18 protein-coding genes are annotated in these 21,744 nt (G+C 64.1%); 9 read left to right on the top strand and 9 right to left on the bottom strand.

Annotated elements, in window-relative coordinates:
• Both NPS56_RS29695 and NPS56_RS29690 read right to left on the bottom strand, forming a co-directional pair.
• Positions 1-945 (bottom strand): aldo/keto reductase, encoded by a 945-nt coding sequence (locus NPS56_RS29695; protein ID WP_274077950.1) that lies wholly within the window; start codon positions 943-945, stop codon positions 1-3.
• Complete coding sequence (locus NPS56_RS29690; RefSeq protein WP_274077949.1) at positions 942-2,219, bottom strand: NTP/NDP exchange transporter; 1,278 nt, start codon at positions 2,217-2,219, stop codon at positions 942-944. Before NPS56_RS29690 ends, NPS56_RS29695 begins: the two co-directional genes overlap by 4 nt.
• Before the next feature lie 52 nt (positions 2,220-2,271).
• On the opposite strand from NPS56_RS29690, the gene NPS56_RS29685 reads away from it, so the two are divergent.
• Positions 2,272-3,057 carry an alpha/beta hydrolase gene (locus tag NPS56_RS29685; protein ID WP_274077948.1) on the top strand — a complete coding sequence of 262 codons (786 nt, stop codon included), beginning with the start codon at positions 2,272-2,274 and terminating at the stop codon, positions 3,055-3,057.
• 2,048 nt (positions 3,058-5,105) lie between these two features.
• Here NPS56_RS29685 and NPS56_RS29680 read toward each other — a convergent pair.
• Positions 5,106-6,002 (bottom strand): LysR family transcriptional regulator, encoded by an 897-nt coding sequence (locus NPS56_RS29680; RefSeq protein ID WP_274077947.1) that lies wholly within the window; start codon positions 6,000-6,002, stop codon positions 5,106-5,108.
• 91 nt (positions 6,003-6,093) lie between these two features.
• Between NPS56_RS29680 and NPS56_RS29675 the strand changes: the two genes are divergently transcribed.
• The 7 genes from NPS56_RS29675 (at position 6,094) to NPS56_RS29645 (ending at position 14,178) form a co-directional block, all read left to right on the top strand.
• Positions 6,094-7,536 carry an aldehyde dehydrogenase family protein gene (locus tag NPS56_RS29675; RefSeq protein ID WP_274077946.1) on the top strand — a complete coding sequence of 481 codons (1,443 nt, stop codon included), beginning with the start codon at positions 6,094-6,096 and terminating at the stop codon, positions 7,534-7,536.
• Between the two features lie 13 nt (positions 7,537-7,549).
• Complete coding sequence (locus tag NPS56_RS29670) at positions 7,550-8,536, top strand: dipeptidase (protein ID WP_274077945.1); 987 nt, start codon at positions 7,550-7,552, stop codon at positions 8,534-8,536.
• Positions 8,537-8,641: 105 nt separating this feature from the next.
• The gene (locus NPS56_RS29665) at positions 8,642-10,195 is read left to right on the top strand and encodes a BCCT family transporter (RefSeq protein WP_274077944.1); all 1,554 of its coding nucleotides are present in this window, start codon (positions 8,642-8,644) and stop codon (positions 10,193-10,195) included.
• A gap of 23 nt (positions 10,196-10,218) precedes the next feature.
• On the top strand, positions 10,219-11,934 hold the full coding sequence (locus tag NPS56_RS29660) for a hypothetical protein (protein WP_274077943.1): 1,716 nt from the start codon (positions 10,219-10,221) through the stop codon (positions 11,932-11,934).
• Position 11,935: 1 nt separating this feature from the next.
• Positions 11,936-12,649: a DUF3726 domain-containing protein gene (locus tag NPS56_RS29655; RefSeq protein WP_274077942.1), complete on the top strand. Its 714-nt coding sequence runs from the start codon at positions 11,936-11,938 to the stop codon at positions 12,647-12,649.
• Between the two features lie 28 nt (positions 12,650-12,677).
• The gene (locus NPS56_RS29650) at positions 12,678-13,070 is read left to right on the top strand and encodes a RidA family protein (RefSeq protein ID WP_274077960.1); all 393 of its coding nucleotides are present in this window, start codon (positions 12,678-12,680) and stop codon (positions 13,068-13,070) included.
• Positions 13,071-13,317: 247 nt separating this feature from the next.
• Positions 13,318-14,178, top strand: coding sequence for a CAP domain-containing protein (locus NPS56_RS29645; RefSeq protein ID WP_274077941.1), 861 nt, complete (start codon positions 13,318-13,320; stop codon positions 14,176-14,178).
• A 19-nt stretch (positions 14,179-14,197) separates the two neighbouring features.
• Here NPS56_RS29645 and NPS56_RS29640 read toward each other — a convergent pair whose 3' ends face one another.
• The 6 genes from NPS56_RS29640 to galB all read right to left on the bottom strand — a co-directional run bounded on the left by NPS56_RS29640 (position 14,198) and on the right by galB (position 19,829).
• A complete protein-coding gene (locus NPS56_RS29640; protein WP_274077940.1) occupies positions 14,198-15,208 on the bottom strand; it encodes a GlxA family transcriptional regulator in 1,011 nt (336 codons plus the stop codon).
• Between the two features lie 137 nt (positions 15,209-15,345).
• Positions 15,346-15,978, bottom strand: a complete 633-nt coding sequence (locus tag NPS56_RS29635; RefSeq protein ID WP_274077939.1) for a PQQ-binding-like beta-propeller repeat protein — start codon at positions 15,976-15,978, stop codon at positions 15,346-15,348.
• A gap of 35 nt (positions 15,979-16,013) precedes the next feature.
• The gene (locus NPS56_RS29630) at positions 16,014-17,234 is read right to left on the bottom strand and encodes a helix-turn-helix domain-containing protein (protein WP_274077938.1); all 1,221 of its coding nucleotides are present in this window, start codon (positions 17,232-17,234) and stop codon (positions 16,014-16,016) included.
• Positions 17,235-17,290: 56 nt separating this feature from the next.
• Positions 17,291-18,367: a 4-oxalomesaconate tautomerase gene (locus NPS56_RS29625; RefSeq protein ID WP_274077937.1), complete on the bottom strand. Its 1,077-nt coding sequence runs from the start codon at positions 18,365-18,367 to the stop codon at positions 17,291-17,293.
• A gap of 2 nt (positions 18,368-18,369) precedes the next feature.
• Positions 18,370-19,086, bottom strand: coding sequence for a 4-carboxy-4-hydroxy-2-oxoadipate aldolase/oxaloacetate decarboxylase (locus tag NPS56_RS29620; protein WP_274077936.1), 717 nt, complete (start codon positions 19,084-19,086; stop codon positions 18,370-18,372).
• Positions 19,083-19,829 carry a 4-oxalmesaconate hydratase gene (galB, locus tag NPS56_RS29615; RefSeq protein WP_274077935.1) on the bottom strand — a complete coding sequence of 249 codons (747 nt, stop codon included), beginning with the start codon at positions 19,827-19,829 and terminating at the stop codon, positions 19,083-19,085. The genes NPS56_RS29620 and galB overlap by 4 nt, the downstream gene beginning before the upstream one ends.
• A gap of 157 nt (positions 19,830-19,986) precedes the next feature.
• Between galB and NPS56_RS29610 the strand changes: the two genes are divergently transcribed.
• A complete protein-coding gene (locus tag NPS56_RS29610; protein ID WP_274077934.1) occupies positions 19,987-21,201 on the top strand; it encodes a LysR family transcriptional regulator in 1,215 nt (404 codons plus the stop codon).
• Positions 21,202-21,744 lie beyond the last annotated feature (543 nt).

The following is a 21,744-nucleotide window of genomic DNA, read 5'->3' as shown; positions in this document are numbered from 1 at the left end:
TTACCCCACCAGGGCGATCAGTTGATGACGTTGTGCATCGGTCAGCATCGGGCCGAAACCGGCGCTGGCGTTTTCCGCCATGTAGCGCGGGTTGCCGGTGCCAGGGATGACGCAGGTCACCGCGGAATGCGACAAGAGGAATTTGAGTGCCAAAGGCGGCCAGGTCTTGACCCCGACTTGCGCGGCCCAGCCGGGCAAGGGTTTGCCCTGCAACCGCGCGATCAGGCCACCGCCGCCGAACGGCCGGTTGCAGATTACCGCGACGCCGCGGTCGCGACACAACGGCAGGATGCGTTTCTCCACCGCGCGATCATCCAGCGCGTAGTTGATCTGCAGGAAGTCCAGCGGCTCGGCCTTGAGCAGCGCCTCCACTTCGTCATAGGCCGACGCGGTGTAATGGCTGATACCGATGTAGCGAATGCGACCTGCCTCCTTCCACTCGCGCAGGGTCGGCAGATGGGTTTGCCAGTCCAGCAGGTTGTGGATCTGCATCAGGTCGATGCGGTCGGTCTGCAGCAGCTTGAAGGATTGCTCCATCTGCGCGATGCCTTCTTCGCGGCCCCGGGTCCACACCTTGGTCGCCAGGAATGCCGGCGAGCGTGGCTCGTGAATCGACAGCAGCTCGCCGGTGGTCTGCTCGGCGCGGCCGTACATCGGCGAGCTGTCGATGACCTTGCCGCCCTTTTCGAACAAGGCGTCAAGCACCGCGGACAAGCTGCGGTAGGCAGGGTCCGAAGGCGCCACGTCGAAGCCGCGATAGGTGCCCAGGCCGACGGCGGGCAATGGCTCTTTGCTGGAAGGAATGACGCGGGTCATCATGGTCTTGCCTCCTGTTCCCGCCGCTGGCGAGGTTGACGCGCCGCTCGGGCCGAGCGTGAAGACCGCCGATGCGGCGGCAGCCAGCGTGAGTATTTGCCTGCGGGTAAAACCTTGGCCATGGCTCATGACGTTTCCCTCCCCGGTGGTGCTGCGTCGGCCATTCGTGCCTGGCGCCTGGCCAGCCACAGGCACAACCCGCCCCACACGCCCGCGAACGGCACGACCGCCAGCGCGACCAGGCCGAAGCCTGCGCCCAAGGCTGTCAAACCGGCCGACAACCAGCCACTGGCGGCATCACCACCACGATAGACCAGGGTTTCGATCACGTTCTTGGCCTTGTACTTCTCTTCCCGGCTGACCACCGTCCACAGCACTTCACGCGCCGGCCTCACGATGCCGAACTCCACCGCGCGGCGCAGCCCCTGGGCCAGGGCCACGCTGGCCGGCACCGGCGCCAGGGCCATGACGCTAAACGCCACGACGGTCGCCAGGGGCATGACCAGCAGCGCGCCGCCGATGCCCAGCAGACGAATCAACGGCGCCGTCAGCAGCAACTGGCAGATCAGGGTCAGCGTCGACACCAGCAAATCGACCAGGGCGAAGAATTGCGTCCTGCTGCCTACATCAGCGTAGCTGCCAGTGACGATCCGTCCCTGCTCGAAATACAACAAAGTCGCAGCGCTGGTGTGCAGCAGCATGAAGGCCACCAGCCCCAACAGATACGGCGAACGCAGGATGAGAGTGATCCCGGCGAGCATGCTGCCGCCCAGGCGCCGTTCGTCCAAAAGGTGATGACCCGCCTGCGCTTGCGTCCTCGCCAGCAGCCCCCGATAGCAACGCACCGCCAGCTCCAGCAGCAGCGCCGCAGCGACGGTCAACGCCAGCGGGCCCAGACGAGTGGCCATGGTCGCCGCCAGCAAGGGCCCGATGAAAGTGCCAAGGGTGCCGCCGGCCGCGATGCAGCCAAACAGCCGTCGGCCTTGCTCGCTGGAGAAGCGATCGACCAGCACGCTCCAGAAAATCGAGACGATGAACAGGTTGTAGAGGCTGATCCAGACAAAAAACACCTGGCCGACCGTCACCGGCGCGACGCGGTTGCCGATCAACAGGCCAAACACCAGCATCGATACGGCAATCGTGCGGTAGATCAACGGCACGAAGCGCGTGGCCGGCAGCCGCGACGCCAGCGCGCCAAACACTGGCACCATCAGCAGCATGACCACGAACGTGGCGGTGAACAGCCATTGCAACCGGTCGACGCCGCCTTCGAGGCCCAGGGCATCGCGCAACGGCCGTACCAGGTAATAGCTGGCCAGCACGCAGAAGTGGAAGGCGAAACCCAGGGCCAGGGCCGCTCTTTCCGCAGGCTTTACGTTGAGCCACTTGAGCGCGATGGGCATCGGTGCCCTCCTTTACCGCCAGCTACACTCTGACAGCACCACGGAGCCGTCAATGACCATAAACGTTAGCCGAATGTCCCGTACCCTGGTGTTCCTCGTCGTCATCACCGCTGCGCTGTACCTGGCGCTCTGCGCGGCCCTGTTCGTGTTCCAGCGCGCGCTCATCTACTACCCGCAGCCGCGCGCCGTCGACTCACCCGACACGCTGCTGACCTTGCCCGTGGACGAGGCGCAGGTGCTGGTGTCGGTGCGCGCGCATGACGGCCCCAAGGCACTGATCTACTTTGGTGGCAATGCCGAGGACGTCTCGCGCAGCCTGCCGGACTTCGCCCGGGCCTTCCCCAACCATGCCCTGTATCTGCTGCATTACCGTGGCTACGGCGGCAGCTCCGGGTCACCTTCGGAAGAGGCGATTGCCCGCGATGCCATGGCCCTGTTCGACAAGGTCTATGCCGACCACCCGCAGATTGTCGTGGTCGGACGCAGCCTGGGTTCGGGGGTCGCGGTGCGCCTGGCCAGTTCTCGGCCGGCGGCGAAACTGCTGCTGATCACGCCGTACAACAGCCTGGAGGAACTGGCCGAGCGGCAGTTCCGTTGGTTTCCGGTGAAGTGGCTATTGAAGGATAAATACGAATCCTGGCGCTACGCCGAACATATCGCCGTGCCAACACGCCTGATCGCCGCCGAACACGACGAAGTGATTCCAGGCGCAAGCACCCGGCGCCTCTACAGCCATTTCCCCGCGGGCGTGGCAACGCTGCAGGTAATTGCGGGCACCGGGCACAATTCGATCAGCAACAGCCCGGAATACCTCGAGGCGCTGGAGGATGGTTTGTAGGCGCTGGCTTGCCAGCGAAGAGTCCCGAAAGGCCAGCGCAATGTTCGAGGACGCCTTCGCCGGCATGCCGGCTCCTACAGATCCGCGGCGACCACGGACCAACGCCTGCGCAAAACATTGTAGGAGCTGGCTTGCCAGCGAAGAGTCCCGAAAGGCCAGCGCAATATTCAAGGACGCCTTCGCCGGCAAGCCGGCTCCTACAGGGCCGCGGCGACCACGGACCAACCCCCTGCGCAAACCATTGTAGGAGCTGGCTTGCCAGCGAAGGGGCCCGAAAGGCCAGCGCAATAGTCAAGGACGCCTTCGCCGGCAAGCCGGCTCCTACAGGTCCGCGGCAGCCACGGACCAACGCCCTGCGCAAACCATTGTAGGAGCTGGCTTGCCAGCGAAGAGTCCCGAAAGGCCAGCGCAATATTCAAGGACGCCTTCGCCGGCAAGCCGGCTCCTACAGGTCCGCGGCGACCACAGACCAACGCCCTGCGCAAACCATTGTAGGAGCTGGCTTGCCAGCGAAGAGTCCCGAAAGGCCAGCGCAATATTCAAGGACGCCTTCGCCGGCAAGCCGGCTCCTACAGGTCCGCGGCGACCACGGACCAACCCCCTGCGCAAACCATTGTAGGAGCTGGCTTGCCAGCGAAGGGGCCCGAAAGGCCAGCGCAATAGTCAAGGACGCCTTCGCCGGCAAGCCGGCTCCTACAGGTCCGCGGCAACCACGGACCAAACCCCTGCGCAAACCACTGTAGGAGCTGGCTTGCCAGCGAAGAGGCCCGAAAGGCCAGCGCGATACTCAAGGGCGCCTTCGCCGGCAAGCCGGCTCCTACAGGTCCGCGGCGACCACGGACCAACGCCCTGCGCAAACCACTGTAGGAGCTGGCTTGCCAGCGAAGAGTCCCGAACGGCCAGCGCAATGTTCAAGGACGCCTTCGCCGGCAAGCCGGCTCCTACAGGTCCGCGGCGACCACGGACCAACGCCCTGCGCAAACCATTCTAGGAGCTGGCTTGCCAGCGAAGAGGCCCGAAAGGCCAGCGCAATATTCAAGGACGCCTTCGCCGGCAAGCCGGCTCCTACAGGTCCGCGGCAACCACGGACCAACGCCCTGCGCAAAACATTGTAGGAGCTGGCTTGCCAGCGAAGGGGCCCGAAAGGCCAGCGCAATATTCAAGGACGCCTTCGCCGGCAAGCCGGCTCCTACAGGTCCGCGGCAACCACGGACCAACGCCCTGCGCAAACCATTGTAGAAGCTGGCTTGCCAGCGAAGGGGCCCGAACGGCCAGCGCAATATTCAAGGACGCCTTCGCCGGCAAGCCGGCTCCTACAGGTCCGCGGCGACCACGGACCAACGCCCTGCGCAAACCATTGTAGGAGCTGGCTTGCCAGCGAAGAGGCCCGAACGGCCAGCGCAATATTCAAGGACGCCTTCGCCGGCAAGCCGGCTCCTACAGGTCCGCGGCAACCACGGACCAAACCCCTGCGCAAACCATTGTAGGAGCAGGCTTGCCAGCGAAGGGGCCCGAAAGGCCAGCGCAATATTCAAGGACGCCTTCGCCGGCAAGCCGGCTCCTACAGGTCCGCGGCAACCACGGACCAACGCCCTGCGCAAACCATTGTAGGAGCTGGCTTGCCAGCGAAGGGGCCCGAAAGGCCAGCGCAATATTCAAGGACGCCTTCGCCGGCAAGCCGGCTCCTACAGGTCCGCGGCGACCACGGACCAACGCCCTGCGCAAACCATTGTAGGAGCTGGCTTGCCAGCGAAGAGTCCCGAAAGGCCAGCGCAATATTCAAGGACGCCTTCGCCGGCAAGCCGGCTCCTACAGGGCCGCGGCGACCACAGACCAACGCCCTGCGCAAACCACTGTAGGAGCTGGCTTGCCAGCGAAGAGTCCCGAAAGGCCAGCGCAATGTTCAAGGACGCCTTCGCCGACAAGCCGGCTCCTACAGGTCCGCGGCGACCACGGACCAAACCCCTGCGCGTAACATTGTAGGAGCTGGCTTGCCAGCGAAGGGGCCCGAACGGTCAATGCAGTACTTAAGGTCGCCTTCTGGAAGGTCACTGACCTTGCAGCTCGCTCATCTGCATCTGCGCCTTGAGAAACCCCATCAACTCGGCCGCGGCCGGCGACAGGCTGTGGCCCTTGCGGCACAGGATGCCGATCTGGCGTTCGACCCTGGGCTCCGCCAAGGGTAAAAATACAAGCTGCTCGTTGCCCTGGGGAAACGCCAGGGACGGCAGCGTGGTGATGCCGATGCCCTGCTCGAGCATCGCGATCAGGGAAATCATGTTGGAGACGAACAACAGGCTACTGTCGAGCAAGCCCTCCGCCTCCGTGCCCGCCAGCAGGCGCGAGGTGCCGTTGCGTACCAGCGGATAGGCTTGCAGGCTGGACCAGTGCAGCGCCCCGCCGTTGGCCACCAGCGGATGATCATGCCGGCAGACCACCCCGACGCGGTCGCTGAGGATCGGCACGAACTCGATGTTGTCATCCGCCACCCATACGCTGCTGATGGCGAAGTCCACCTGCCCCTGGACCAATAGCTGCTGCACGCTGTCGGCGTTGCCGTCCTGGATGCTGATCTGCATTTTCGGGTGCTCACCCACAAACCGCGCGAGCAGGTGCGGCAGCAAGCGGCTGGCCACCGATGGCACCGTGGCGATGCTCACCTGACCGATTTCGTGCCGCGCCAGCAGGCTGACTTCCCGAGCGATGCGATCGTGATGGGCGAGCAAATCCTGGAACAGCGGCAAACAGTGGGCGCCAAACGGCGTCAGCTCGGTTTTCCCGCCCTTTTCGAACAGCGGCTGGCCGAGCTTCTGCTCCAGCTCGCGCACCGCCAACGACAACGCCGGTTGCGTGCGATAAGCCTGCCGGGCCGCGCCGTGGAAGCTTTTCAGCTGGGCGACCAGCACGAAATAACGCAGTTGAGTGATCTTCAGCTCGGGCAACACGGTTAGTTTTCCTTATCATTTCATATTTATTATTAATTTTTATTTGCAGAGTAATACTCTCAAGATGGGACCTACGCAATCGGAGGTTCCCATGGCACTGCAACCCTGCAAAAACTACATTGGCGGCAACTGGTGCGAAGGCCCGGATCTAATCGCCAACCACAGCCCTTCGGACGTCGAAGACCTGATCGGGCACTACCATCAGGCCAGCGCCGAACAGACCCTGGACGCCATCGCGGCCGCCTGTGACGCCCAGCCGCAATGGGCGGCCAGCGGCCTGGAACAGCGCCAGCAAATCCTCATGGCCATCGGCAACGAGCTGATGGTGCGCAAGGAAGAACTCGGCGAACTGCTCTCACGCGAAGAAGGCAAGCCACTGGCCGAAGGCATTGGCGAAGTCCATCGCAGCGCGCAATTCTTCCACTACTACGCCGCCGAAGTGTTGCGCCAGATGGGCGAGACGGCTGCTTCGGTTCGCCCGGGAATCGACATCGAAGTCCATCGCGAACCAGTGGGCGTGGTCGGCATCATCACCCCGTGGAACTTCCCCATGGCCACCGCCGCGTGGAAGATCGCCCCGGCCCTGGCCTTCGGTAACGCCGTGGTGTTCAAGCCGGCCAACCTGGTGCCTGCCAGCGCCTGGGCGCTGACCGAAATCATCAGCCGCCAGCCCCTGCCCGCAGGCACCTTCAACCTGGTGATGGGCAGCGGCAGCGTGGTCGGCGAAAGCCTGATCCAGTCGGCCGATATCGATGCGCTGACGTTCACCGGCTCGCTGCAGACCGGCCGCCGCGTCGCGGTGGCCACCGCCGGCAACCTGGTGCGCTGCCAACTGGAGATGGGCAGCAAGAATGCCCTGGTGGTGCTCGACGATGCCGACCTCGACATCGCCGTGGAATGCGCACTGAACGGTGCCTTCTTCGGCACCGGGCAAAAATGCACCGCCTCATCACGCCTGATCGTCTGCGACGGCATCCATGACCGTTTTGTCGAGGCATTGGTCGCGCGCATGCGCCAGTTGAAGGTCGGCCATGCCCTTGAAAAAGGTGTGCAGATCGGCCCGGTCGCCGAGGCCCGCCAACTGGAACAGAACCTTCATTACCTGAACCTGGCCAAGGAAGACGGCGCCACCCTGGTCGAAGGCGGCGAGTTGCTCGCCCTGGAACCGGCCGGGCACTACATGCGCCCCGCGCTGTTCATCAATACCACCAACCAGATGCGCATCAACCGCGAAGAAGTGTTCGGGCCGATTGCCTGCGTGATCCGCGTGAGCGACTTCGAGCAAGCCCTGGCGGTGTTGAACGACACCGAATACGGCCTGACCGCCGGGATCATCACCCAGTCGCTGCGTCATGCCAGCGACTTCAAGCGCCGCGCCCGCACCGGTTGCGTGATGGTCAACCTGCCCACCGCCGGCACCGACTACCACGTGCCGTTCGGCGGCCGCAAAGCCTCCAGCTTCGGCCCGCGCGAGCAAGGGCAATACGCCCGCGAGTTCTACACCGTGGTCAAGACCACCTACGTGCGACCTTAAACGGGAGATCACCATGCACGACTTATTGATGATCGATGGCCTGCAGTACTCCAACTGGAACGAAGAGATCTTCCGCCAGATGCAGGCCGGCGGCCTGAGCGCGGTCCACGCCACCATCGCCTATCACGAAAACGCCCGGGAAACCCTGTCGCGCATCGGCGAATGGAACCGCCGTTTCGAAACCTGGCCCGAGCTGATCCGTCCGGTGCGCGAGGCCTCGGACATTCGCCTGGCGCATCAGGAAGGCCGCGTCGGGATTTTCTTCGGCTTCCAGAACTGCTCGCCCATCGAAGACGACATCAGCCTGGTCGAGGTCTTCCGTCAGCTCGGCGTGTTGATCATGCAGCTGACCTATAACAACCAGAGCCTGCTGGCCAGCGGCTGTTATGAAACCGAAGACAACGGCATCAGCCGCTTCGGCCGCCAGGTCATCCGCGAGATGAACCGCGTCGGCATGCTCATCGACATGTCCCACAGCGCCGAACGCAGCACCCTGGAAGCCATCGAACTGTCGAGCCGGCCGGTGATCGTCTCCCACGCCAACCCGTCGAGCTTCCATGCCGCCAAACGCAACAAGTCCAATGCCGTGCTGCGCGGGATTGCCGAATCCGGCGGCCTGCTCGGTTTCAGCACCTACCCGTTCCACCTCAAGGGTGCGTCGGGCTGCAGCCTGGAATCGTTCTGCGACATGGTCGCAAGCACGGCCGAACTGATGGGCGTGGAGCACATCGGCATCGGCACCGACCTGTGCCAGCAACAACCCCTGCAAGTGCTCGAATGGATGCGCAACGGGCGCTGGAGCAAGGACAAGGACTACGGCGAAGGCTCGAAGGACAACGCCCACTGGCCGTCACCGCTGCAATGGTTCCGCGACAGTCGGGATTTTCCGGTCATCGCCCAAGGCCTGCGCGACCGTGGCTTCGCCGAGGACGAGGTACGCAACATCATGGGACTCAACTGGTTGCGCCTGCTGGAAAACGCGACCACCGCGCAAAACTGACCACGATCCAAACCGTGAGGACAGCATGAAAAATAACAACAATAACCTCCCGTTCATCTCCCCGACCGGCGATGCACAGCCCTTGGCGCGTATTTTGGAGGCATCATGAAAACCACAACCGCACTGCAAGCTGACGGCCAGGCGCCGGCAGCCACGACGCCGAAAAAAGACATCGACTGGCCGCTGTTCCTGATCAGTGGCGGGTTCCTTGGCGCCTTCCTGATCGCCGCGCTGGTCGACATCGAGGGTGTGTCGCTGCTGGTCAACACGCTGTTCGCCTGGTCGACGAAATTCTTCGGCCTGTACTGGCAGGTCCTGATGCTGGCGACCTTTGCCATGAGCCTGTTCATCTGCTTCAGCAAGTGCGGGCGCGTCAGGCTCGGCGGCGTTGATCAGCGTCCCGACACCAGCACCTTCAACTGGATCGCGGTGATCATGTGCGCCCTGCTCGCCGGTGGCGGTGCCTTCTGGGCGGCGGCGGAACCGATGATGCACTTCGCCAGCCCGCCACCGCTGTTCGCCGGGGTGCAAGCGCACACCGAGGCCGCCGGGCACGCTGCGCTCGCGCAATCCTTCGTGCACTGGGGCTTCCTGGCCTGGGCGGTATTGGGCAGCCTGCTGGCCATCGTGTTGATGCACCTGCACTACGACAAGGGTTTGCCCCTGGCACCACGCACCCTGCTCTATCCACTGTTCGGCGAGCGCGCGATCAAGGGGCCGATCGGCACCCTGGCCGACGCCACCTCGATCATCGCCGTGGTCGCCGGCACCATCGGCCCGATCGGCTTCCTTGGCCTGCAGATCAGCAGCGCGTTGCACTCGGTGTGGGGCATTCCCAATGACCTGGTGGTGCAGTCGATCACTATCGTGCTGGTCACGGTGATGTACACCATCTCCTGCCTGGTCGGGCTCGAGGGCATCCGCTTCGTCAGCGGGATCAACGTCTGGCTGATGATCGGCCTGGCCGTGTTCATGGTGCTGCTCGGCCCCACCGCGTTCATCCTCGGCGGCTTCCCCACGGCGTTTGCCCTGCACATCGAACAGTTCATCCCGATGACCCTGTTCCGTGCCGATCCGAAATGGCTGGACTGGTGGACGGTGTTCTACTGGGGCTGGTTCATCGGTTACGCGCCGATGGTGGCGCTGTATGTGGCGAAAATTTCCCGGGGCCGGACCATCCGCGAAGTGATCATGACTCTGTCGATCATTGCCCCGCTGGTGACCATGTTCTGGTTCACCATTGTCGGCGGCGCCGGCATCGGCATGGAATTGCAAACCCCGGGCATCGTCACCGCCCACGGCGCGCAACCGGAAGACCTGCTGTTGGGCGTGACCCAGAACCTGCCATGGGGTGGGTTGATCTCGGCGCTGTTCCTGTTCCTGAGCTTCATTTCGGTAGCGACCAATGGCGACGCCATGGCCTTTACCGTGGCGATGGCCATGTCCGCAAACGACAAGCCCAAGGCATGGCTGCGCGCCTTCTGGGCGATCGGCATGGGCCTGGCCGCCGTGGTGCTGATCACCATCGGCTCGGGCGGGGTCACCGCGCTGCAATCCTTTATCGTGATTACCGCTGTACCGGTTTCGCTGCTGATCCTGCCGTCGCTCTGGGATGCCCTGCGCATCGCCCGGCAGATGGCGCGCGAACAGGCAGTCTGATGATGAACAGTCCAGGAATCGCAATGATGTCGCACACCGACACAGACACCTCTTCGGCCTTGCGCCCTGCCGCCCGGGTCATGGACCTGGAACGGCTGGGCAGTCACTTCCAGAGCCGCCTGAGTTTCGTGCGCAGCAGCATGCGCAAAATGATGAACGAGCAGTGGCGCATCGAGCGCACCCGCTTCGATCTCGACGCCGAGGGTTTCGGCACCGCGATCTACCGGATCGACACTGCCAGTGCCCATTATCACTGTGTGATTTTCTCGATGTACCTGCCGCCGGAAAAGCGCAGTGACCGGGTCATCGCCGATCAATGGGACGTCAGCTTCGTACTGCTGGCCGGCGATGTCGACGAGCAGCAACTGGCCGACTTGCGGCGCAACGTGCCGTTGCAGGAAGCCGGGCGTTTCGATGCGCGGGTGCTGGTGCTGTCACGGGCCAATCGCAGCCTGCGCAACTTCGAGCGATTCCTCGGGGCGCTGGCCGAAGGTTGCCAGCCAGACCCACGGCAACTGGCCGAAGTCGGCTACCTGTATCGCACCACCGCCGTGTACGGTAACGGCAAGTTCGGCATCGCCGACTTCAGCTGCCTGCAGGGCAATGCCGACTTCACCCAACCGTTCAGCGCGCAGATGTTCACCGTGTACCTGCTGCGACATTTCAGCATCGAGCAGATCGAGCACATGGCCCTGGCGCGAAATCCGCAACGAGCGGTCGGGCTGGACATCGAACTGCAGCGCTACCTGGGGGTCGGCAACTCCACGGGGTTGGGCATGGCGCCCTTCCTGATCAATCACCCGCAACTGGTCGACAAATGGGTCTGTGCCCGGGAAACCGCACTGGCGCGGGTTTTGGCACAACCGGCCGACCTGCCCCGGGTGCAGCGTTTCCAGGCGCTGTTGCAGCGGGCTCGCCAGCACCTGCAACAGACCAGTACCGAGGACCAACGGCAAAGTGGCATCGACCGGCAGACCCTGGCCGACCTCGATCAGTTGAGCCAGTGGTTCGCCGGCCAACCCGTCAGCGCCGACCTGTGGTCTCGCCTGCAGGATTGGGCCGAGCTGAACACCGGCTTGGGTTGCCAGGAATTGCTGGTCAGCCTGCTGCTGGAGCTGTACCCCGAACAGGTCGACCCGCTGGCCGAACAGATGTCGGTCAACGAGGGCTTTCGCCTGAACGCCGAGATGCCGCTGGACGCGCTGTGCACCCTGATCGAGACCCGCTACCGCTGGGCCCTCGACTACGACCTGAAAGGGGCCGAGGCCAATCACTTCTTCTGGTATCGCTCGGCGGAAAAGGAAGAACCGCGCCTGGGGGAACGCGCCCTGGAACCTGGCGCGGAAAAGGAAATGCAGCTGGGCATCGCCCGCAATATCCAGCGGTGTCACCGCGCGTTGCTGGCTTATCGCGAACAGCATCCGCAGCAATTGACCGCGCACTTCCTGCTCGCACAGCCGTCGTTCAAGGGCACCGTGTGCCGGTTGCAGGGCATGGCCCGCTGCGCCTTCGGGGAAATTCGCGCCAACCTGATGGATCGCAACATGCTGCCGATCCACCTGCTGCGTTGCAAGCTGGCGTTCTTCGGCGCTGGCAAGTTCGACCCCAAGTCCAGCCGCTGGGTGCGCATCACCTTGTTCCAGGGGGCGCCGCTGGTCAGTGAGATCGGCCAGCCGTTCGCCGATGACTGGAATTTCGCGGTGATGCCGACACTGGCCACCGTTGCCGGAGAACACTGATATGCGCGTCTCGCTCAATGAAATCCAGGTGATCTGCCGCAAGGCCTTCGAAGGCATCGGCTTCGCCGCCGGTGACTGCGACGACGCCGCCGAGATGATCGCCCGCCTGCAACTGCAAGGCCTCGATGGCATCGGTGCGTTGAAAAAGGCCCTGGCGTACCTGCACGACGAAGTCGATCGGCCCATCGACACCTGCTACGAAGACGCCGCGCAGCTGACCCTCGATGCCCACGGCCAGAGTGTCCTGCGCTGCGCCGCCCAGGCGGTCGAACTGGGTGTCGGCAAGGCCTTGCGTGGCGGCAGTGCGCTGATCCGCATCCGCCATTGCCATAACCGCATTCTGCTGCTCGGTTACCTGGCGCGCTGCGCGGCCGAGGCGCTGAATTTTTGCGTGTACTGGCGCGATGCACGCCAGGAACTGGTCGCCACGTTCAGCGCCGGGCAAACCTGCCCGACCCTGCGGATGTATGACCTGCCGCAACCGGCGCAGAGCGACGAGCAAAGCATCAATGTGCTGATCTCCCGGCACTTCATGCTGCTGCCGCGACTGAGTGCCGAGGATGCCGTGCCTACCGTTCACCCGCAGCCTGCCGGGGAGCTGATGGTCGACGACGAGGTCTGGGCCCAGCTGAAGAAACTTGGCGAGCGGGTGCTGGTGGAAAGCACCGAGGAATCCCGTCGGCGCGGTGCCGGCGAAAGCAGCGATGGCCAATAAAACCTTGCAACGCATCAGGAATCAATCAATGAAACACGCGATCAAGACCGACCTTTTCGCCTCGCGCGCACCACTGGAATGGGCGGTGGTCGGCAACGGCACGCTGTACACCGCACAGATCCCCATCGACCGCGAGGGGCAGGTGGTCAGCGGGGGCATCGAGGCGCAAACCCGGCAGACCCTGGACAATCTGCGCCACACCCTGCAGGCCGCCGGCAGCACGCTCGACGCGGTTACGCAGGTGCTGATCTACGTCACGGATCGCAGTTACCTGGCGACGGTGAACGGGATCTACGCCGAGTGTTTCCAGGCGCCCTACCCCAACCGCGCCGCCATCGTCGTGGCTGGGTTGGCGCGGGAGGAGATGCTGGTGGAGCTGGTGGTATACGCCTGCCTTGACCTGCCGGCGAAGACGGCCTGACAAACGCCCCGGTCTCAAGCGAACGCATTCCCCTGTAGGAGCTGCCGAAGGCTGCGATCTTTTGATTTTCAAGATCAAAAGATCGCAGCCTTCGGCAGCTCCTACAGAGGGAAGTCCACGCAATGTTCAGGGCTGTCCCCCCATATTAAAACCCCTCCCCCCTTGAACCTTGTCCCAAGACGCCAGTCTTAAACGGGCATTTTCCCTCCCCCCCAATCGTCGTCATCTCATCAGAGCTGTCCGCACCATGCGCCCATCCGCCCTCGCCTTGCGCTTCACTTCGCTGTGCCTGTTGACCTCGCTGCCCCTGATCACCACCCCTGCCCAAGCCGGTGCGGAGCGTCAGCTTGTGGAAGCCATCAACGATTATCGAGCCCACCCCGAAGACTGCGCACGGCGTCCCGCCCAACGCCTGTCGCCGCTGGCCCTGAAGTCGAGCCTGGCCTTGCCGATCGGCTACGGCGGCGGTTTGCGTGACCGCTTGAAAGCTTCCGGGTACCAGGCCGTGACGGTGCGATCCATCCGCGTGGTGGGTGCGCAGGATGCCGACGAGGCCTTTGAGATGCTGCAGGGTGACCATTGCGCCGCCTTGCTGGACAACCAGTACGCCGACATTGGCGTCACTCGCAGTCGTAGTGAGTGGCAAGTGGTGCTGGCGCGGCCGGTGCTGGACAGTCAGGTGAGCGATCCGCGCAGTGTCGGCAAGACCTTGCTCGCGCAGGTCAATGCCGCCCGTGCCAAACCGCGCCTGTGCGGGCGCCAGCGCTTCGCCGCCGCGCGGCCATTGGCCTGGAACGCCAGCCTCGGCGCGGCGGCGCAAGGGCACAGCAAAGCCATGGCCTACGGCAACTACTTCGCCCACCAGGACCCCGATGGCGACACTGCGGCCGACCGCGCGCGAGCCGCCGGTTTCCGTGGGCGGCAGATCGGCGAAAACATCGCAGCCGGCCAAGGCTCACCGAACAAGGCCATGGCCGGTTGGCTGGCAAGTCCCGGGCATTGCGCCAACCTGATGAACCCGATGTTCACTCAGGTCGGTGCGGCTTATGCGATGGATGCGCGCAGTGACCAGGGGGTCTACTGGACGATGATGTTTGGCGCGCAATGAGCGGCATTTCATCGAACGGTTATTTGACCAGCCTGGTTTCCCTGGACGGCCGATAACCGAAGTAGGCGCTGTAGCACTTGCTGAAGTGGCTGGGTGAAACGAAACCGCAGGCCACCGAGACTTCCACGATGGTCAGCGTGGTGTGCTGCAGCAATCGCCGCGCTTCGGTGATGCGCAAATCCATGTAGTAGCGCTGGGGCGTGGTGCCCAACTGCTCCTTGAACAGGCGCTCGATCTGCCGGCGTGACCGACCGGCATACAGACAAAGCGCCTCCATCTCCAGCGGCTCTTCCAGGTTGGCGTCCATCAGGTTGACCACCTCCCTCAACGGACCACTGACGGAGACATTCAAGGTGGGCTTGATGCGCCGGTAGCGCGACGCTTCAAACGCCAGGATGTCTTCGATACCGTCAGTCAGCGCCTTGTCATGCAAGCCCTTGATCCATTCCAGGGCCATGTAGAAGGAACCCGTCGGGCTGGACGCCGTCAGGCGGTCGCGATCCACCACGTAGGCTTCGCTGGTGACCTGGCTGAGCCTGGCGATTTCCGCCAGCGCCGGACGATGCTCCGGGTGAATGGCGCAGCGATAGCCGTCGAGCAAACCGGCCTGGCCGAGAAACCAGGCGCCATTCCAGATCCCGGCCAGTGTCACGCCCTGCTCGGCCGCACCTTGCAAGAGGCCGGTCAGCCCGTCGTCGGCCTTGAGCGCCGTGCGGTAGCCACCGCAGACAACCAACAGATCCAGCGATTGAATTTCGACCGGGTCAAGGCGCGCATCGGGTCGAATCACCAGGCCCAGGTCGCTGATGACTTCGCCTTCGCTCAGCCCGAAGGTTTTCGTCGAAAACAGCTCGGGCCGCAGCAGGTTGGCGGTGACGATGGTGTCGAGCGCCTGGGTGAAGGCCGGCAGCGAAAAATGTTCCAGCAGCAGGAAGCCGGCCCTGGCCCGAACGGACTGGCCTTCGTGGTCATTGAGGTAACGAAGGTTCTTGCCCTTCATGGCACCGCTGAACTGACGTCGCTCTACCAACGTTCGCCTCGCCTGGTCGTGTTGAACAAGATGTGAATGGCCGCATTGATAACCGTCTCTCGCGACGGCTATCGATGCGCGCTCTGTTTACGCCAGTTGAAGCTCCGGAGCAAGCGGGTCTGTTCGCGCACAAAAGATCATGAAGGCCGGCGCACCACCCTCACCCGCCCGCTGTTGCCACCGCCACAGAAAAACCGCTCGCCTCCGTCGGACTCCAGCCCCGATACGCCGATGCCGGCCGGCAGCCTGAGGCTTTCCAGCACTTCGCCAGTGCTCGAGTCGACGCGCCGCAATTCGCCCTCTTCGCCTTCCCAGGTGCCGTGCCACAGGGCGCCCTCGACCCAGGTCACACCCGTGACAAATCGGTTGGATTGCAGGGTGCGCAGGACTTTCCCGGTTTCGGGGTCGATCTGATGAATTTTCCGTTCGCGGTACTGGCCCACCCACAGCGAGCCTTCGGCCCAGGTCAGACCCGAGTCGTTGCCACCGCCGGGGGCCGGAATGGTGGAGAGGATTTCGCCAGTGCTCGGGTCGACTTTCTGGATGCGGTCCTCGGCGATCTGGAACAGGTGCGTGCCATCGAATGCCGTGCCGGCATGGCCGGCGACATCGAGCGAGCGCAGCAGGTGGCCACTGTCGGGGTCCAGGGCGTGGAGCTTGTCGGTGGTTGCAAACCACACCTGCTCACCGTCCCAGGTAACGCCGTGCACGGCATCGACATCGGCAAAGGGGCCATATTCACGCAGGATTTCGGCGGCTGACTGTTTCATTTCGGTGTTCCTCCAAAGGGGTAGGTGGAATCATCCTAGCCACCGGGCAGCGGAACCGGGAGTAACAAGGTCGTCGCGAAACCGGGCACCGGCGGGGTCAGCCAGCGCCGGGCCCGTCCCTGTCCGAACGACTGCACCTTACCCTCGGCTGCCAGCGATTCGAGCGAGCGCTGCACTGCGCGCTGGCTGCTGCCCAACGCAAGGGACAGGGCTGAGCTCGACCAGGACTCGCCATCGCCGAGCAAGGCGAACACCGCGGCGTACTTGTCTTCCACCGGTGGGGCGAGCAGCACCACCTCGGGTGAAACCTGCGCCACCAGGATAAAACCACGACGGGTCGCATGGATACCGGCCAGGGGTTTGAGCGCGGCACGCAAGCGGCCGATTTCGACCCGCAAGCGGGCGCGATGGGATTCATCGCTGAGTTTCAGGCGAAACGCCTTGGCAATGAGGACTTCCCTGGGCACATCGGATGGCCAGGCTTCGGCCAGTGTTCGCGCGAGGGTGAAGAGGATCGGGCGCTTCGATAAAGCGACCGACATGCCCGACCCACGCACCACGTTTCGACAGGCATCCACCACCAGTGCGGTCGAGGCCAGCAACGCTTCCACTTCGTCGAGCAACACCGGTCGCCCCGTGCCGTGACTGATCAGGCGTGCAGCGGGACTGTCGAGCAGGTGCTGCGCGCTTTCGACTTCCGCCGACAGCGCGGGAATGCCCGCCTGTTGTGCGGCCAGTTCTGCCCTGGCCAAGGCAGCGCGCGCCGCATGTGCTTGCAGATGGCGCATGGCGATCCCCGCCGCCACCAGTTCATGAGTGGCCCGCAGGGGCGGTGGCAAGGTGGCCGGCGCAAGCTGCGCAAGTTGCTCCTGGGCCTGATCCAGCTGGCCGATCAGCAACAGGCGGCGGATCTGCAGATAGCGCGCATGGGCCGCGTTCACCCGATCATCGTGAGCCTCAAGAGTGAGCCGCGCCGCCTCGAGGGCCTTGACCGGCCAGCCGAGGTCCCGTGATGCCAGTGCGATCTCGGCCTCGGCGACCACACAGCGCGCCCGCGCCAACGCCTCATGCGGCCCGAACGTCCGCGCCGCCCGGCGCACCAGCGCCTTGGCCCGCACCAGATCGCCCAGTTGCGCCATGGCGATTCCGCGCAGCGCCAGTGCCGGCGCATCGTCGCGCAGCGCCACCCGGTCCAGCGCACCCAGCGGATCCCCCGCCGCCAGCGCCTGCGCTGCCGCGTTGATCATCGAGTCCATTGCAATCCTGCCACGCGTGTCACTCCTGTCGAGATAGCCCTCCTGATGAGTCTATATCACGACCACGACAGCGCCTCCGGCACGCATACGACGCCGTCAAACAGCAGGCGCGCGGTGCGCATCAAGCCACACCCGACCAACACTCCGTCCTGCAGACGCAGCTCAACGCTGAATTCCCCCGTGGGGTGCTCGACCTGCAGGCGCTTCACCTCGCCCTCGTCGACCCGGGCGATACCCGCCGCCACACTGCCCTCGATCAGGCAGGCAACCGCCACGCTGACCGCGCCGAACACGCCGATGCTGGTGTGGCAGCGATGGGGAATAAAGGTGCGGGTGCTCAGTGCCCCGCCGGCCTGTGGCGGCGCAATCAGGCACATCTTCGGCACGTTGCGCTGGGCCACCTCGCCCAGGTTCATCCGCAGGCCGACCTGCAAGCGGATCGATTCGAGCCGGGCCTTCAACGCGCTGTCGGCATCGAGTTGCCCGGGGCTTTCATCGCCGCGCAGGCCAAGGTCTGCGGCGCGGATCAGCACCACCGGCATGCCGTTGTCGACGCAGGTGACCTCGATGCCATCGAACACATCGACCACCTGGCCGGTGGGCAACAACGCACCGCAGCTGGAACCGGCGACATCCTCGAATTCGACGATCAGCGGAGCGCCGCCACCGGGCACCCCGTCGATCCGCGCTTCACCGCTATAGTTGACGGCGCCATGGGGCGTGGGCACATGGGCCACCGCGATCTGTCCGGTGTTTTCCATGAAAATGCGCACCGGTGTCACATCACTCCGGGCGGCCACCAGCCCGCGCTCGATGGCGAACGGCCCGACGCCGGCGAGGATGTTGCCGCAGTTCTGCCCGTAATCGACGCGCGGCTCATCGACCAGCACCTGGGCGAACAGGTAATCCACGTCGGCATCATCGCGCGCCGAGGGCTGGATGATCGCCACCTTGCTGGTCAGCGAGTCGCCGCCACCGATGCCGTCGATCTGCCGCGCATCTGGCGAGCCCAGGGCCGCCAACAGCACGCGGTCGCGTAGCGCCGACTGCTCGGGTAAGTCACCCGCCAGGAAGTAAGCCCCCTTGGACGTCCCCCCGCGCATCAACAGGCAAGGAATGCGTATCTGGCCCATGCTCAGTCTCCGAGTTCGTCGAGGCTGTCGACGTAGCGCAGGCCCTTCTCCACCAGGCGTGCGCGCATGTTGTAGATGTCCAGCCCCAGCTCGCCATTGGCCAGGCGCTGGGCCTTGTGTTCTTCCAGGTCGGCGCGGGCACGGCTGGCCTCGACCACTTGCGCGACTTCGGCGCGGCGCACGATGACCACGCCATCGTCATCGGCCACCACCACATCCCCCGGGTTGACCAGCTGACCGCCACACACCAGCGGCAGGTTGACCGAGCCGAGGGTCTCCTTGATCGTGCCCTGGGCATTGATGGCGCGGGACCAGACCGCAAAGCCCATCTCGCGCAAGGTATGGGTGTCGCGCACCCCGGCATCGATCACCAGGGCACGCACGCCGTGGGCCTTGAGCGAGGTCGCCAGCAGGTCGCCGAAGTAACCGTCGGTGCACGGCGAGCTGGGAGCAACCACCAGGATATCCCCTGGCCGGCACTGCTCCACCGCCACATGGAACATCCAGTTATCGCCCGGCGCGACCAGCACCGTCACCGCCGAACCACTGATCACGGTGCCGCGCTGGATGGGCTTGATCGAAGACGCCAGCAGGCCTTTTCGGCCCTGCGCTTCATGAATGGTCGCGACGCCGTAGCGTTGCAGCTCATCGACCAGCGCGCGCTCGGCCCGGGCGATATTGCGCACGACGATGCCGGTTTTGCCGATCAACCCGCTCATGCCAGGTTCTCCGTCACGCGCGGGAAAATGCTTTGATAGCCTTCGCCATAGATGATGTCGCGGCTGGAGGTGATTCCGACGTTGCGCTTGGCTTGCACGCCGCGCTGCAGGGCGACGCGGGTGTAGTACTCCCACAGGTGTTCCTGGCCGGCCATGCACTGGATGGCGGCGTATTTCTTGTCCCAGACCTGGGTGATATCCAGCAACACGTCGGGGCGCCATTCGCATTGCTCGGGCTGGTGCGGTTCGAAGCTGTAGACCGGTGGCGCGCCGACGATTTTCTCGCCCGGCTTATAGCCTTCGGCCTGGGCGATGATGCGCGCCTCCTGGGTCAGGTTCATGGCCAGCGGGTGATCGTAGTTGTAGGGGTCTTTGATCGAGTGGCTGAGGACGAATTCCGGCTGCACCCGGCGAAACACATCGGCGAGTCGGAACAGGGTGTCCTTGTCCGCGCGCATCGGGTAGTCGCCGATGTCGAAGAACTCGACGCTGGCACCGAGGATATCGGCGGCGGCCTGGGCTTCTTCGCGGCGCGCACTTTTGACTTTGTCTTCGCTCATCTCGCCCTTGCGCCACAGCTTGGCGGACTCGCCGCGCTCGCCGAACGACAGGCAGACGATGTGCACGTTGTAGCCCTGCCGCGCATGCAGGGCGATGGCGCCGCCGGCGCGCCAGACGAAATCGGCAGAGTGAGCGCTGACCACCAGCGCGTTTTTCGGTGCGTTTTTCGGTGAATCGATCATTGCGGATACTCCTTCTGCGTGTCGAAAGAGCATCGCATCGGCACCTGCCAGCGGAGTAGTGCGTTGCGCTGTTGCAGGTATGCGTTTTTTTTATTGCCACTGGTACAGGGCGGCGGCATAGTCCGCTGCAGAGAGCGAACTTCCGAGCAAAAGCCCCATGGAATCCACTGAACTGCCCAGCCTCATGCACGTACGCGCCTTCGTCCGGGTGGCCGACCACGGCAGCGTATCCAAGGCCTCTGTGGCGCTGTATCGGGCGCAATCGGTGGTGACCCGGTCGATTGCCGAGCTGGAAACCCGCCTCGCCGTGCCGCTGTTCGAACGCCACGCCAACGGTATGCGTTTGACCGATGATGGCGAACGCCTTCTGCCCCGTGCACGACGCGTACTCGCCGAGCTGGAAAGCGTGCCGCGGCTGTTGGGTGGCGGGGAAAAACGCGCGGTCGAGCCGCTTTACCTGTTCCAGGCCCGACGCCTGCAGGTGTTCATCAAACTCTGTGAAACGCGCCATATGCAGACGGTCGCCAGCCTGCTCGGCCTGAGTCAGCCGGCGATCAGTTCGACCATCAAGGTCATGGAAAGTGGCTGCGGCCAGACGCTCTTCGAGCGTACGCCACGGGGCTTGCAGCCCACTCCCGCGAGCCACGAAATCCTCTTTCCGATCCGCCGGGCACTGAACGAGTTGCGCCACATCGAGACCGACATCACCGCCCTTCGCGGCACCCTGCAAGGGGTGGTGCAGGTCGGCGCCCTGCCCCTTGGCCGCACGCGCATCCTGCCCGAGGCCATCGTGCGCCTGGTGGCCGAGCACCCGGCTATCCAGGTGATCACCAATGAAAGCCCGTTCGATCTGCTGGCGACGGAGTTGCGCGCCGGCGATGTCGATTTCATTTTCGGCGCCTTGCGTTCAGAGGCTTACGCCAGCGACCTGACCGGCGAGGCGTTGCTCACGGAAGACATGGTGGTGCTGGCCCGGCGTGATCATCCGCTCTATGTGAAAACCGTCCTGCACCACGAGCTGGGCAGCGCCCGATGGGTGCTGCCCCGCGCCGGATCGCCGGCCCGGCAGATGCTCGACGAGTGTTTCGCCCGCTTCGGCATCGCCCCGCCCCGGCCGGTGGTGGAAAGCGCCGACATGGCAATCATCCGCGGCTTGCTGCTGCGCTCGGACATGCTCGCGGCGGTATCCGCGCATCAACTGGAACAGGAAATCGCCTCCGGCGAGCTGTGCATCCTGCCAGTGGAATTGAAACAGACCACCCGGGCGATCGGCCTGACTTATCGCCATGGATGCCTGCACACGCCAGTGGCTCAAGCTTTGATGGAGATGATTCGCCGGGTGATTCGCGAACAGGCGGCGATTTCCGTGTGAACCATACACCGCCATCGCGAGCAGGCTCGCTCACACAGGGGGTCTCCAGCGCACCCGGCATTTGTGCTCGGCGCCAATCAAAATGTGGGAGCGGGCTTGCTCGCGAAGACGGCCGACCCGTTGACAGAAATGTCGCCTGACCCACCGCTTTCGCGAGCAAGCCCGCTCCCACAGGGGATCTCCAGCGCACCCGGCATTTGTGCTCGCCGCCAATCAAAATGTGGGAATGAGCCTGCTCGCGATGACGGCCGACCCATTGACAAAAATGTCGCTTGACCCACCGCTTTCGCGAGCAAGCCCGCTCCCACAGGGGATCTGCAGCGAACCCGGCATTTGTGCTCGGCGCCAATCAAAATGTGGGAGCGGGCTTGCTCGCGAAGACGGCCGACCCGTTGATAGAAATGTCGCCTGACCCACCGCTTTCGCGAGCAAGCTTGCTCCTACAAGGGATCTCCAGTGCACAGATCTTGTGCATGACACCGATCAAAATGTGGGAGTGAGCCTGCTCGCGATAACGGCCGACCCGTTGACAGAGATGTCGCC

This window comes from Pseudomonas putida, assembly GCF_028682635.1.
GTDB lineage: Bacteria > Pseudomonadota > Gammaproteobacteria > Pseudomonadales > Pseudomonadaceae > Aquipseudomonas > Aquipseudomonas putida_AE.
Note: the sequence above shows the minus strand (reverse complement) of the source record. Positions and strands in the feature narration are given on the sequence as shown.